Below are 13,767 nucleotides of genomic sequence, written 5' to 3'. Positions count from 1 at the left end.
GAGAGGCCCCCTCGCCACGCCCTCGCCACGCGGACGTTGACAGACGAGAGGGATCGGCATATCAGTAACCTATTGGTTACCTGACATGCACCGAGCCCGCGCTGACGCCGACGTCTTCCGAGCCATCGCCGACCCGACCCGGCGTGCGATCCTGGATCGCCTGCGCGCCGGGCCCGCGCCGGTGAACGCGCTCGCCGCCGACTTCGCGCTGAGCCGACCCGCGATTTCCAAGCATCTCCGCGTGCTCCGCGAGGCGCGCCTCGTCACCGAGCAGCGCGCGGGGCGCGAGCGGCTGTACCAGCTCCATCCGGCTCCGCTCCAGCGTGCTGCCGGGTGGCTCGAAGGCTACCGATCGTTCTGGCAGAGAAACCTCGACAGCTTGAAGCGTTACCTGGAGGAAACATGACGACCGCCACGAAGAAGCGCGCCGCCCGAGCCATCGCCGACGTCACCCAGGGCACCATCCTGGCGACCGTGGACATCGCCGCGACGCCGGAGCGCGTGTTCCGCGCCCTCACCTCACCGGAAGAGGTGAAGCGCTGGTGGGGCTCGGAAGAGACGTATCGCACCACCGGCTGGGCGGTGGATCTTCGCGTCGGCGGCAAGTGGCGCGCGGATGGGCGCGGCTCGGACGGCAATCCGTTCTCGGTCGAGGGCGAGTTCCTCGAGATCGACCCGCCTCACAAGCTGGTGCAGACGTGGAAGCCGGAGTGGGACGGCGGGCACGTGACCACGCTCACGTACAGTCTGGAGCCCATCGCCGAGGGGACGCGCGTCACCGTTCGTCACGAAGGCTTCGCCGGACGTTCCGAGTCATGCCGCATGCACGCCGAGGGCTGGGAGAGCGTGCTGGGGTGGCTCGACGAGCATGCCGGGAGCGAAGAGGCCAGCGCGCCGCCTCGTTTCTTTGTCTGCCGGCTGCTGCCGCCGCGACCGACGTTCCCGATGGACATGACCGCCGAGGAAAGGGCGGTGATGCAAGAGCACGTCGCGTACTGGACGGGACACCTGCACGCGGGGACGGCCATCGTGTTCGGACCGGTGGCCGATCCCGGCGGGCCGTGGGGGCTCGGCGTGGTGCGCGTCGCGGACGAGGCCGCGGTGCGGGCGCTGGAGGCGGGCGATCCGGCGATCCGGTCGGAGCGCGGGTTCCGCTACGAGGTGCTGCCGATGCTGCAGGCGGTGACGCGCGGTTGACACCGCTGCGCCGGTGACAGGTGCGGCCGAAGCCGCGCCGCTGGGCAGCTCGAAGCGCTCCGCGGCCATGTTGCCCCCCGCGTCACGCCTGCAGCACCCGCAGCGACCCCCTCACCACGCCGTAGCTCCCCTCGGTCCGCAGCCCGCGCGCGACCTCCGCGGGCGCGACGTCCCCGGCGAGCAGCCGCCGGTACGCCTCCACCGCCCGCCGCGCCCCCTCGGCGTCCTCGCGCACGAGCTCGATCCGGAACCGCCGCACCCCGCTCTTCGCGAGCTTCGGCACGAGGTGCGCCGCGCTCTGCGGCGCCGCATGAAATACGGTGTTCCGACACCCCACGTCCGCCTCGAGCGGGTGATCCATCCCCGCCCGATCCCGCAGCGACAGCGCGTGCTCCTCGCACGGCCGGCCGCAGGTGCGGTGATCCTTGCCCTCCGAGAGCGTCGCCGCGATCACGCAGTGTTCCATGTGGAAGAGCGGCATCGGGTGGTGCACCACCACCTCGGCGAACGGCGCGAACGGCGAGTCGAGCAGCGCCACGAGCTGCGCGGCGTCGAGGTCGAACGACGGCGTGAACGCGGCGAGCCCCCGCGAGAGGACCTCGCGCGCGGCCAGCTTGTTCGTCACGTTCAGCGAGAAATCGCCGATCCGGGGCACGCCCGGCGACGCGTCGAGCAGCGCGCCGAGGCTGCGGACCAGGATCGCCGCCGGCCCGAGCGACAGCAGGTACCTGTCGATCTTCTCCTCGCCCGGTTTGCGGATCCGCGGCGGCGCGACCGCCACCGAGGCCCCGGCCGCGATGAGCTCGCGCGCCGCCGCGCCGAGGCCGACCATCTCCAGGAAATCGAGGTACACGCCGCTCGCGCCGGCGTCGAGGGCCGCGCGCGCCTGGACCACGTTGCGGCACAGCACGAAGAGGCCCGGCGCCGGCGGCTCGACCGCCGGGGGAACGGCCCCGGCGATGATGTCCTCGGCCGGCTCGGACGCGCACGCATGAGGCCGGTGCGACGCCGCCAGCAGCGCCGCGACGAGCGCCCGGCGGGCGCGGTTGAGCGCCGACGGCGGCACGAGCGCCGGCCCGTCGAGCGACAGCCCGACGCCGCGCAGGGCGAAGGGCGTGTCCCCGAGGCGATCGAGCTGCTTCCGCAGCGTGGCCTCGTCGAGCGGCGACCGGTCGGCGCGGCCGAGCGGCGCGTCCACCTCGACCGCCGCCGACGCGCCGCCCTCGGCCACCGCCGACAGCCGCGGGCGCTCGCCGAGGCGGCCCTCCAGGTGGACGTCGATCGCGACGCGGCGCTGGGCGCGGTCGAGCGCGTCACGGACCTCGCGCGCAGCAGCCGGGTCGCTCGTGCGGAAGACGCGGCGCCCACGGAGCGACCGCGCCCCGCGCAGCACGTCGTCCGGCAGGCGCCGGTCAGGGCCGAGCCAGACCTCGACGTCGCCGCCCGCCGGCGCGCGCTCGACCTCGCGGCCGTCCGCCCACAGGCCCCAGATGCGGCCGCCGATCTCGCCCTCGCCGGCGAAGCCGCCCTCCACGAGGATCCCCTCGCCGCGCGCGAGCGGCCGGGCCGCGCGCACGACGACGACCTCGTGCCCGCGCCGGCGGCCGGCGCCGCGCGCCTCGCCCACCTCGATGCCGCGGTGGTCGCACGTGCGGCCGTCGACGAGGCGCTGGTGGTCGACGCCGCGCAGGAAGCCAGGCCCCGAGCCGCGCGAGAACGCCTGGAGCGCCGCCTCCCGCTCCGCTCCCCGGGGGCCCGCTCCCTCCCCCAGCGCGGCGTCGATCGCGGCGCGGTAGAGCCGCGCGGTGGCGCCGACGTACTCGGGGCCCTTGAGGCGCCCCTCGATCTTCACCGAGGCGACCCCGAGGGCGACGAGGTCGGGGATGACGTCCGTGGCGTCGAGGTCCTCCGGCGAGAGGAGGTAGGCCGCGTCGCCGAGCTCGCGGAGCGCGCCGTCGACGACGAGCCGGTACGGCAGGCGGCACGCCTGGGCGCACGCGCCGCGGTTGGCGCTGCGGCCGCCGATGGCCTCGCTCGTCAGGCACTGCCCCGAGTACGCGATGCAGAGCGCCCCGTGCACGAAGACCTCGAGCTCGACGTCGGTCGCCCGGCGGATGGCCGCGATGTCGTCGAGCGAGAGCTCCCGGGCGAGGATGACGCGCGCCGCGCCGAGCGACCGGGCGAGCTCGACGCCGGCCGCGTCGGTGCAGGTCATCTGCGTGGAGGCGTGGATCGGGAGCTCGGGCGCGAGCGCCCGCGCGAGGCGCATGACCCCGAGGTCCTGCACGATGATCGCGTCGGCCCCGGCCGAGGCGCAGGCCTCGACCGCGGCGCGCACCGCCGGGAGCTCGTCGTCGAACACGAGCGTGTTCAGGGTCACGTAGCCCTTCACGCCGTGGGCGTGGAGGAAGCGCATCGTCTCCGCGAGCTCCGCCGCGTCGAAGTTCGCGGCCCGGGCGCGGGCGTTGAACGGCGAGGGCGCCGCCGCGCCGCTGCCCGCGGCGCCGCCCCGGAGCCCGAAGTAGACGGCATCCGCCCCGCCGCGCACGGCGGCTTCGAGGGCGGCGCGGTCGCCGGCCGGGGCGAGGACTTCAGGGCGTGCGGGCCGCATCATGCGGGCGGTTCTAGCAAGGGGCGCGGCGGTTGTCCCCCCTGGCACGCGCGGCGTCCTGATGAGCCGGCCGGACCGCAGCCGCGCGCTCGCCGCGCTCGCCACGCCGCGCTCGCCACGCCGCGCTCGCCACGCCGCGCGCCGTGCGCCGCGCTCCCCACGCCGTGCGCCGTGCTCTGCATTGCGCACACCGCGCCCTGCGTGCCGCGATCGCCTGCGATTCGAGCAGCGCGAGCGCACCTCTCTGCGCCTCGGCTCGGCGCGCCTACACCGCGGCGCATCCCGCGGCGGAAACGAGCAAGAAAACGCCTCGCCTCACACACCGCGGCGCGCCCGTGCGCCTTGACCTGGCTTCCCGACGTGGGGCACGATCCCGCAAGAGCCCACCCGACCAAAACGCCATCGGGTCCTCGCCCGCCGGCGCGGCCTCGGTGGCCGGGTCGGAGGAGCGGAGCGACGACTTTCCCACAACAACCAGCGCGGAATTCGGGAGCTGAACGTCGGAGAGGCGCTTGCATTTCCCGCCCGCCCATGCGTCGCGACGGCGCATGCCGCAAAGGGATGGCGATGAAGAGAGACGGATTTCGCTTCAGGTACGCGCCCTCACGGGCCGTCGCCTGGCTGCCCGCCGCGATCCTCGCGGCGACGTCCGCGTGCGGCAGCGACGGGGCGCCGGCGCAGATCTGCGACGTTCCCTATTTCGACTGCGATGGCGTGTGCATGGCGCTGGGGTCCGATCCCGATAACTGCGGCGCGTGCGGCAACGAATGTCCGGCCGGGGCGTCGTGCGTCAACGGCGCGTGCGAGGAGCCGGCGCAGGGCGGCGGCGGCGCCGGCGGCACCGACGGCACCGACGGCACCCCCGCCGCCGGCAGCGGCGGCGGCGCCCCGGACTGCGGCGGCGAGCGCTACATGAAGCGCTGCGACGACGTCTGCGTCGACACGCGCACCGACCCGGACCATTGCGGCAAGTGCGACAAGCAGTGCGACCCGGGCCGCGCGTGCGCCGGCTCGCTCTGCCAGCGGACCTGCCTGGAGGGCTTCACGGACTGCGCCGGCAGCTGCGTCGACCTCAGCGCCGATCCGCTGCACTGCGGCGGCTGCGACAGCGCCTGCGATCCCGGGCGCCCGTGCGAGGAGGGCACCTGCGGGTGCAGCGTGGCGCCTTCCGAGGACATCGGCACCGTCGCCCCCCAGCAGGTGACCGGCACCACCCGCGACGCCGCCGACACCCGCGCGCTGAGCTGCTCGGGGCCGAACGCGCCCGATCAGACGTTCCTGTTCACCGCGCCCTCCGCGGGGACGTACATCTTCGACACCTTCGAGGCCCCGTTCGACACGGCGCTCGGGGCGCTCTCGGCGGACACCTGCGCCGAGCTCGCCTGCAACGACGACGCCGAGGGCATCCAGTCGCAGATCTTCGTCGATCTCGCCGAGGGCGAGCGCATCCTCGTGGTGGTGAGCGGCGCGAGCGGCGCGGAGGACGACTTCACCCTTCGCCTCACCCAGCCGGGCCCGGTCATGTGCACGCCGACCGCCCTGGAGCCCGTCGTCCCGCAGACGGTCACGGGCACGACCGTCGGGCTCGAAGACTCGGTGTCCTCTGAGTGCGACTACACGTCGAGCGCCGACGCCACCTACACCTTCACCGCCCCCGAGGCGGGCGCCTACGTCTTCACCGCGCGCGCCCCGGGGGAGGTGATCCTCGAGGTCCTCGAGGACGGCACCTGCACCGGCGAGTCGCTCGCCTGCGAGAACGCCTTCAGCGAGTCGACCATCACGGCGGAGCTCGAGGCCGAGGAGACGGTGCTCGTCGCCGTGTCGAGCCCGGGCCGCTCGCTCCGCAGCTTCACGCTGGACGTCTTCGAGGCCCCCCCGTGCCCGGGCCAGGACCTCGGCTCGACGGTCCCGCAGACGGTGACCGGGAGCAACGAGGGCCTCCCCGACGTGCTCTCGGCCTGCTTCGTCTCCACGACCGGCGGCGAGGCGACCTACAGCTTCACCGCGCCGAACGACGGCGTGTACCTGTTCGACACGCAGGGATCGAGCTTCCCCGTCCTGATGGATGTGCGCACCGGCGCCTGCGACGGCGAGTTCGTCACGTGCGCCGACGGCGAGGCCACCCCTGCTCGGGCGACGGTCCCCCTCTCGACCGGCGAGACAGTGGTCATCGTGCTGGACACCTACGGCGAGACGGGCACCTACGAGCTCGAGATCAGCGAGGTGCCGTGCCCCCTCATCGATCTCGGCTCGACGGCGCCTCAGACGGTCACGGGCACGACCGCCGAGTTCCTCGACCTGCTCGAGCCGTCCTGCGGCTACAGCGGGGGCCCCGAGGCGACCTATAGCTTCACCGCCCCGGCCGACGGAATCTACACCTTCGACACGGAGGGCTCGACGTTCGACACGATCCTGGACGTGCGGAGCGGCTCGTGCGCCGGCCCCTCGCTCCGGTGCAACGACGACGTGGACCCCTCCGGGGAGGTCACCACCTCGAGGGTGAGCGTGCTCCTCTCCGCCGATCAGACCGTGATCGTCTCGCTGGACAGCAACTCCACGAGCGGCGAGTACATGCTCACCGTCACCCAGCAGGAGGCGCCGCCGTGCCCCCTCATCGAGCTCGACAGCACGGTCCCGCAGACGGTCACGGGCAGCAACGTGGACTATCCCGATCTCCTGACCCCGGAGTGCGGCTCGGGCTCCGGCGGCGAGGCGACCTATGGCTTCACCGCGCCCGCCGACGGGTACTACACCTTCGACACGGCAGGCTCCTCCATCGCGACGATCCTGTCCGTGCGCGAGGGCGGGTGCGGCGAGGTCGAGACGGACTGCGTCGCCGGCGGCACGGCCTCGCGGCTGCTCGTGTGGCTCGACGCCGGCGCGACCATCGTGATCAGCATCGACACCGACGGCGCGGAGGGCGAGTACACGCTCAACGTGGGCCAGTTCGACGGCACCGGCACGTGCGACGCGCCCGTCGAGCTGGAGCCCGTCCTCCCGCTGACCGCGACGGGGACGACCCTGGGGAGCCTCGACGCGAAGAGCGCGAGCTGCGGCGGCTCGCTGGCGACCGAGGTCATTCATTCGTTCACCGCGCCCGAGGCGGGGACGTACATCATCGACACGTACGGCTCCGAGTACGACACGGTCCTCGCGGTGTTCGACGGCGATTGCTCCGGCGAGGAGCTCGAGTGCAACGACGACTCGGCCTGGGACGGCGGGGTCACGTCGGAGCTCTCGGTGGCGCTCGAGGCGGGGCAGACGATCACCATCGTGGTCGACGGCTACGAGCGAAGCTCGGGCCCCTACGAGCTCCACGTCGATATCGACCCGTGATCGTCGACGAGCGCCGCGCCCCCTCCCCGGACAGAACCGGAGCGGACCGCGCGGCGCTCGCGTACACTCCGGGGCTCGGCATGGATCAGCCCGTCCCCCGGGACAGCAGGGCGCGGCAGGCGGACGTCGCGGGCGCGCTCGCGGGTCAGGTCTTCGACGCGCTCGGCGCCCTGCTCCGCGGCTTCGAGGACGCGGCCCGGCGCGACGGGGCGGAAGCGCTCGAGGAAGCCTTCGCGCGCGGCCCGGAGCACCTCCACGGCGGGCTCCTCACCGCGCTCCTCCGGCTCGTGTTCCTGCTCCACGCGGAGGACCGCGGGCTCCTGCCGGTCGATGACCCGCACTACGCGGCGCACCTCGGCGTGCTCTCGCTCTTCCGGGAGCTCGCGGCGGAGCGCGCCGCCCGCCCGGCCGCGCTGCAGCGGCGCTTCGGGGCGTGGGCGCGCCTCGTCGCGCTGTTCCGCGCCGTCTTCCACGGCGTGCGCCGCCCCGAGCTCACCCTGCCGGCGCGGCGAGGCCAGCTCTTCGACCCGGAGCGCTACCCGTTCCTGGAGCGCGCGGGCACCGGCGCGCCCGGCCGCGCCGCGCCCCTTCCGCGCGCGGGCACCGGCGCGCTGGGCCACCCCGGGCGCGCCACGCTCCGGGCGCGCGCGGGCCCGCCAGCCGAGGGCCGCGAGGCGCCGCGGGCGGTGGACCGCGAGGCGACGCGGGCGCCGTCGGTGGACGACGGCACGGTGCTCGCGGTGCTCGAGAAGCTCCTCGTGCTCGACGGGCGGCCGCTGTCGTACCGGACGATCGAGATCGAGCAGCTCGGCGGGCTCTACGAGGCGCTCATGGGCTACCGGGTCGAGCGCGCCGCCGGGCCGACGGTGTGCCTCAGGCCGGACAGGGTGTGGGTGAGCGCGGCCGAGGCGCTCGCGCAGCCCGCGGCGCGGCGGGCGGCGTGGCTCGCCGAGCGGGCGGGGCTCTCGCGGCGCGAGGCGGGCCACCTCGGGCCGGCGCTCGCCGCCGCGCGGACCGAGGCCGACCTCCTCGATGCGCTCGGGCCGCTGCGCGCGAGGGACGCCGAGGTGCTCGGCGCGGGGCGGCTGTTCCTCCAGCCGGTCGCCGAGCGGCGGCGGACGAGCTCTCATTACACCCCGAGGGGCCTCTCGGCCCCGATCGTCGCGCGGACGCTCGAGCCGCTCCTCCGGCAGCTCGGCGACGATCCGCCCTCGGAGGCGCTCCTCGGGCTGACGGTCTGCGATCCCGCCATGGGGTCCGGCGCCTTTCTCATGGAGGCGTGCCGCTACCTTGCCGACCAGGTGGTGGCCGCCTGGACCCGCGAGGCGGCGCGCGGGGACGCCGAGGCGGCCGGGCGGCTCGCCGGCGAGGGCGAGGGCGCGGTGAGCCTGGCGCGGCGGCTCGTGGCGCAGCGCTGCCTGTACGGCGCCGACAAGAACCCGTTCGCGGTGAGCCTGGCGCGGCTGTCGCTCTGGCTCGTGACGCTCGCGCGCGACGAGCCGTTCACGTTCGTCGATCACGCCCTCCGCCACGGCGACTCCCTGGTGGGGCTCGATCTCGCCCAGCTGCGCGCCTTCCACTGGGAGCCCGCCGCGCCTGTGTCGCCGTTCCGCGAGGCGATCGACGCCGCGGTCGAGGCGGCGCTCCGGCTGCGGCGGCAGCTCGCGCCGGCCGTGGGCGCGGACGCGGGCCACGATGACGCATTGCGTCACGACACCATCCTGATGCAGGAGGCCGAGGCGGCGCAGGAAGCCGAGGCGGCGATCGGCCGGGGGCGGCTCCTCGGCGACCTCGTGGTGGGAGCGTTCTTCGCGCACGAGAAGGACAGGGACCGGCAGCGGGAGCGCGATCGCCGGGCGGAGCTCGCGGCCGCGTGGCTCCGCGGCGGGCGGCCGCCGCCGGAGGAGCTCCTGGCCATGCAGCGGGCGCTCCGGGGGGAGGGCGCGCCGGGCGGCTCGCCGCCGCTGCCGGCGTTCCACTGGGCGCTGGAGTTCCCGGAGGTGTTCCAGGAGGCGCAGGCGGCGGACCCCCTGTCCGAAGGCGCGAGGGAGCCCGGCGCGGCGCGCGCGTCCGACCGCCTGTCCGAGGGCGCCCGGGAGCCCCGCGCGGCGCGGCTCGACGCGTTCGTGGGCAACCCGCCGTTCCTCGGGGGCAAGCGGATCTCGACGGATCACGGGGACATCTACGCTGCGTGGCTCGAGCGGCTGCACGGCGCGACGAAGAACACCGACCTGGCGGCCCACTTCTTCCGCCGCGCGGCCGCGCTGCTCGGGCGCCGCGGGACGGTGGGGCTCATCGCCACGAACACCATCGCGCAGGGCGACACCCGGAGATCGGGGCTCCAGCCGCTCGTCGAGGGCGGGCGGGCGGTCATCTACCATGCGGTCCGCAGCGCCCCGTGGCCCGGGGACGCCGCGGTCCACGTCGCCGTCGTCCACCTCGCGGTGGGCATGTCGCCGGGCGACGGCGCGCCGCCGCCCCTGCTCGACGGCCGCCCTGTGCGCCACATCAACTCCCACCTGCGCGCGATGCCCGAGCGCCCCGACCCGCGCCCGCTGCGGGCGAGCCGGGATCTGTGCTTCATCGGCTGCTTCCTCCGCGGCGGGGGCTTCGTCCTCACCGAGGGCGAGGAGCGCGCCCTGCGCGCGGGCGATCCGGCGGCGGGCGAGGTGCTCCGCCCGTTCCTCGGCGGCGAGGAGGTCAACTCCTCCCCTTCGCACAGCCCGCACCGCTACGTGATCGACTTCGGCGAGCGCGGGCTCGACGAGGCCGGCCGCTGGCCCGAGCTCCTCGCGATCGTCCGGAGCCGGGTCAAGCCGGAGCGGGATCGCCTGAGGAGCACGGGGGTCGACGCGGGCCACAGGGCGCGGTGGTGGCAGTTCGCGAACCCGCGCCCGGAGCTCCGGCGCCGGATCGCGCCGCTCCGGCGGTGCCTTGTCGCGGCGCGGGTGACGAAGCACCTCTGCTTCGCGTTCCAGCCGGTCGACCGGACGTTCTCGGACCAGCTGTGCGTCTTCGCGATCGACGATTGCGCGCGCTTCGCGGTGCTCCAGTCGCGGGCGCACGAGGCGTGGGCGCGCCTGCTCTCCTCGACGATGGGAGAGGGCCTCCGGTACGCGCCGTCGGACTGCGTGGAGACGTTCCCCTTCCCTCGCCCGGAGCACCTCGACCCGGGCGGCCTCCTCGACGCCGCCGGCGAGCGCCTCTACGCGGCGCGCGCCCGGCTGATGGTCGAGCTCGGAGAGGGCCTGACCGCGATGTACAACCTCCTCAAGGACCCTGCCTGCGCGCGCCCGGGCGTCGTCGAGCTCCGCCGCCTCCACGAGGAGCTGGACCGCGCCGTCCTCGCGGCGTACGGGTTCGACGACATCGAGGTTCCGCCGTACACCGCGCCTTCCTCGCCCGGCGAGGGGCGGGCGGCGGGCGCGTTCGAGGACCGGGTGATCGACCGGCTGTTCGCGCTCAACGAGGCGCGCGCCGCCGAGGAAGCGCGGGAGCGCGGAGGGGGCGAGTAACCACTCCACAGCTGCGGGATCTCTCGAGGTCGCAGCCGCCGTGGGCCGAGAGCGGGTCGCCGTGGTCGGGATGGCCCGGAGTCCGTTCGTGAAGAACGGCGCGGCAGCTCCTCGATGAGGGAGTGGGTATGGCCACCTCGATCACGGCAGGTAGTAGCCCATGAGGCGCGCCGCGTGGAATGGCGGGCCCAGCGCGAGCGCGCAGCGCAGGCCGCCTCGGCGGCGAGCCCGGGCCACGCCGCGCGAATCGAGCCCGGGTCACGCCGCGCGAATCGCCGGGGCGCGGCGCGCGCTTCCATGGTATGCGGGAATACACGGCAGCGCCGTCTCCCTGGATATACCGATGAAGCTTAACGAACGCCTCGCCGCGCTCGCCGAGTCCGGCATCGTCACTCTGGTGCTCGATCCGGAGCGCCTGCGCTTCCTCTGGGCCAACGCCTCCGCGCTGAAGCTCTGGAAGGTCGAGAGTCTCGAGGAGCTCTCGTCGCGCGACCTCTCGGACATGTCCGCTGCCGCCCGCGCCCGCCTCGCCGGGTACGTCGCGCGGCTTCGAGAAGGGCAGACAGCCGAGGAGACGTGGACCGTCTACCCGGGCGGGGAGCCGGTGCCCCTCCGCGCTTTCTTCTCGGGCGTCGAGCTCGACGACGGACGCCTCGGCCTGTTGATCCAGGCGCTGCGCGTCGAGGACACGGCGCAGGTGGCGCTCGCCCGGAGCGTCGAGGCGCTGCGCCACGCGTCCTCGATGGTGACCCTGCTCGACGCCGCGGGGAACGCGCTGCTCCACAACCCGGCGGCCCTGCGCGCGTTCGGCGAGGGCGCGCCGTTCGCCGGGCGCTTCCTCGATTCGGCGGTGGCGGAGGCGCTGCTCGAGGCGGCTTCCCGGGGCGAGGTGGCCTCGCGCGAGGCCGCGGTGCGGACGGCCCAGGGCGAGCGATGGCACCTCGTCGAGGCCCGGCAGGTGCCCGATCCGGTGACCGGCGAGCCCGCGGTCCTGGTGCAGCACGTGGACGAGACGGAGCGGCGGACGGCGGAGCAGACGGCCGAGGCGCAGGCCCGGTTCGCCGCGGAGCTCGCGGACGCGCTCGAGACGGTGCAGCGACAGAAGCAGGAGATCCTGATGCTGTCGGCGCCCATCCTCGAGGTGGCGACGGGCACGCTGGCGCTGCCGGTGATCGGCGCGCTCGACGGCCCGCGCAGCGAGGAGATCGCGGCGCGCCTCCTCCACGCCGTCGTGGAGCGGGCCGCGCGGTGCATCATCCTCGACCTGACCGGCGCCGCGACGGCGACGGCGGGGGCGGCCGAGTACATCGCGCAGCTCGTCCGCTCGCTCCGCCTGCTCGGCACGAGGCCGATCGTCACCGGCGTCCCTCCGGCGCTGGCGCAGGCCTTCGCCGAGATCGGCGCCGACCTGTCCGGGGTCATGATGCTGCGGAGCCTCCGCGACGGGATCAGGGCGTCGGCGCGGCGGGCCTTCAACTGAACGATCGTTCGGCGCGAGGCGCGCCTGGGCGGATCAGAAGGCGTCGGTCTCGACCGTCACCACCGCTTCCTCGAAGGTCTCGGGGCTCGAGAAGAACGGGAAGGTCAGCGTCGGGCCGCCGAGGATCGCCTCGAGATCGTCGCCAACGGCCGTGAGCGTCACGCCGCTCCCCTCGCCCAGGCGGATGCCGGTGACGGCGTTCTCCTGGAGGATGTTGCCGTGCCACGCCGACTGATGCCAGTAGTTGAACGTGGTGAGCGGGCTCGACGGCGCCGACGGCTCAGGCAGGGTGACGGGGCCGTCGAGATCGAACGCGAGGCCCAGCGGGCGAGGCACGGAGATGGCCAGGTCGGCCTGGGAGCCCGAGGTGTTCGTGATCTCGTACGACATGAAAGGGGTGTAGCGCGCGTTCACGCCGAGGAGGCGAAGGCGAGCAGCGAGGATCGGGTGGGTGGTGGCGAATGCGATCTGGTAGAAGTTGCGATCTCCAGTGCCGGTCGGGGGGACGACGCCGACCCCGAGCTGCGCGAAGATGCCTGGCCGGGCGAGCCCGCCATTCACGCTGATCCCGGCGCAGTCCGCCGCCTGCGCGACAACGATGGCCATCCCGGGGACAGCCTCGATCACGATGTAGTCGTCCGGCACGAGGGGCGCGACGGAGGCCAAGGGGGCGAGCCCCACACCGGCGAACTCGTCGCAGTCGAGGTACCGAGCGGCGAAGTCGGGCGAGAGGGAGCTCGCCTCCTGCGCAGCGGCGAGCTCCGCGGCGGCCGCCTGGTCGTCCTGCCCCCCTGTCGCCCCGCAGGCTGTCGCGAGCATCAGCGGAACTGCCATGATGAACTTGCTCTTCTTCATCGATCCAGTCGACTCCAGTCCGGGACTGCTCCCGGGCGGATGCTTCCATCGCTCCGCCGCCGCGTCGATGGCCATCGACGGGCGGGATCATGCCCGGTCCGCAGCGTCCTCACGAACGCCGCTTCCGGGGCGCGGCGACGCGGGCCTTCTTCGCAGGCGCGGCGACGCGGGCCTTCTTCGCAGGCGCGGCGACGGGCGTGCTCCACGACCACCCGAAGCGCTCGAGAGAGATGTTGCCGCGATCGTCGAACTCGACGCCTTCGGCCTCGAGCAGCTTGCGCTGGAGCGCGCCGCCCACCGGATCCTTGATGGTGACGGCCGCCCGATGGCGCGGGCGGCTCCCGAGCACGCGTTGCCAGGGCACGCCCGCGCCCTCGCCCGTCTCCTTGAGGGCGGCGAGCGCATAGCCGACGTGACGCGCCGCGCGCGGGTGTCCAGCCATCGCGGCGACGGCGCCGTACGTGCATACCCGCCCCGCCGGGATCCGGCGGATGACCCGGTAGAACGCGTCCCACCAGGAGATCGTCTCGGGGAGCGCCGCAGGCTCCCGGCGCCCACGGCGTGGCCCGGGGATCACCGTGAGGCGGCGGCCGCCCTCCGGAGCTTGCTTGCGCGCGCGGCGGTCCTTGGTGGTCACCCGGCGGGCCTACCACGGATGGGCCGCGTCCGGGACTGCGGGCGCGCCTCGCCGTCGCCCCGCTGCCGTGCACGGCGGATCGGGCCAGCGCGCGGGCCGATGAGCGGCCATGCTGCCCGAGGAGGATCGCGTGGCC

General features: G+C 74.4%; 8 protein-coding genes. 5 read left to right on the top strand and 3 right to left on the bottom strand.

What is annotated here, in order from left to right; genetic code table 11:
• Positions 1-85 precede the first annotated feature (85 nt).
• Both WME89_RS13295 and WME89_RS13290 read left to right on the top strand, forming a co-directional pair.
• The gene (locus WME89_RS13295) at positions 86-406 is read left to right on the top strand and encodes an ArsR/SmtB family transcription factor (RefSeq protein ID WP_438009549.1); all 321 of its coding nucleotides are present in this window, start codon (positions 86-88) and stop codon (positions 404-406) included.
• Positions 403-1,197, top strand: a complete 795-nt coding sequence (locus WME89_RS13290) for an SRPBCC domain-containing protein (RefSeq protein WP_438009548.1) — start codon at positions 403-405, stop codon at positions 1,195-1,197. Before WME89_RS13295 ends, WME89_RS13290 begins: the two co-directional genes overlap by 4 nt.
• A gap of 82 nt (positions 1,198-1,279) precedes the next feature.
• Here the strand turns inward: WME89_RS13290 and WME89_RS13285 are convergent, their stop codons facing one another.
• A complete protein-coding gene (locus WME89_RS13285; RefSeq protein ID WP_438009547.1) occupies positions 1,280-3,811 on the bottom strand; it encodes a DUF3656 domain-containing U32 family peptidase in 2,532 nt (843 codons plus the stop codon).
• 564 nt (positions 3,812-4,375) lie between these two features.
• Between WME89_RS13285 and WME89_RS13280 the strand changes: the two genes are divergently transcribed.
• The 3 genes from WME89_RS13280 (at position 4,376) to WME89_RS13270 (ending at position 12,139) form a co-directional block, all read left to right on the top strand.
• On the top strand, positions 4,376-7,144 hold the full coding sequence (locus WME89_RS13280; RefSeq protein ID WP_438009546.1) for an MXAN_6577-like cysteine-rich protein: 2,769 nt from the start codon (positions 4,376-4,378) through the stop codon (positions 7,142-7,144).
• Positions 7,141-10,659, top strand: coding sequence for a DNA methyltransferase (locus WME89_RS13275; RefSeq protein ID WP_438009545.1), 3,519 nt, complete (start codon positions 7,141-7,143; stop codon positions 10,657-10,659). Before WME89_RS13280 ends, WME89_RS13275 begins: the two co-directional genes overlap by 4 nt.
• 343 nt (positions 10,660-11,002) lie before the next feature.
• Positions 11,003-12,139, top strand: a complete 1,137-nt coding sequence (locus WME89_RS13270; RefSeq protein WP_438009544.1) for a PAS domain-containing protein — start codon at positions 11,003-11,005, stop codon at positions 12,137-12,139.
• 33 nt (positions 12,140-12,172) lie between these two features.
• Here WME89_RS13270 and WME89_RS13265 read toward each other — a convergent pair whose 3' ends face one another.
• Complete coding sequence (locus tag WME89_RS13265; protein WP_438009543.1) at positions 12,173-12,994, bottom strand: hypothetical protein; 822 nt, start codon at positions 12,992-12,994, stop codon at positions 12,173-12,175.
• Between the two features lie 109 nt (positions 12,995-13,103).
• Positions 13,104-13,631 carry an MGMT family protein gene (locus WME89_RS13260; RefSeq protein WP_438009542.1) on the bottom strand — a complete coding sequence of 176 codons (528 nt, stop codon included), beginning with the start codon at positions 13,629-13,631 and terminating at the stop codon, positions 13,104-13,106.
• Between the last annotated feature and the right edge of the window lie 136 nt (positions 13,632-13,767).

It is taken from the genome of Sorangium sp. So ce321, assembly GCF_051530195.1.
Lineage (GTDB): Bacteria > Myxococcota_A > Polyangia > Polyangiales > Polyangiaceae > Sorangium.
Note: the sequence above shows the minus strand (reverse complement) of the source record. Positions and strands in the feature narration are given on the sequence as shown.

Excerpts from the sequence above, each read along its gene's own strand:
- WME89_RS13285 (WP_438009547.1), bottom strand. The coding sequence starts at position 3,811 with ATGATGCGGCCCGCACGCCCTGAAGTCCTCGCCCCGGCCGGCGACCGC.
- WME89_RS13295 (WP_438009549.1), top strand. The coding sequence starts at position 86 with ATGCACCGAGCCCGCGCTGACGCCGACGTCTTCCGAGCCATCGCCGAC.
- WME89_RS13290 (WP_438009548.1), top strand. The coding sequence starts at position 403 with ATGACGACCGCCACGAAGAAGCGCGCCGCCCGAGCCATCGCCGACGTC.
- WME89_RS13270 (WP_438009544.1), top strand. The coding sequence starts at position 11,003 with ATGAAGCTTAACGAACGCCTCGCCGCGCTCGCCGAGTCCGGCATCGTC.
- WME89_RS13265 (WP_438009543.1), bottom strand. The coding sequence starts at position 12,994 with ATGAAGAAGAGCAAGTTCATCATGGCAGTTCCGCTGATGCTCGCGACA.
- WME89_RS13280 (WP_438009546.1), top strand. The coding sequence starts at position 4,376 with ATGAAGAGAGACGGATTTCGCTTCAGGTACGCGCCCTCACGGGCCGTC.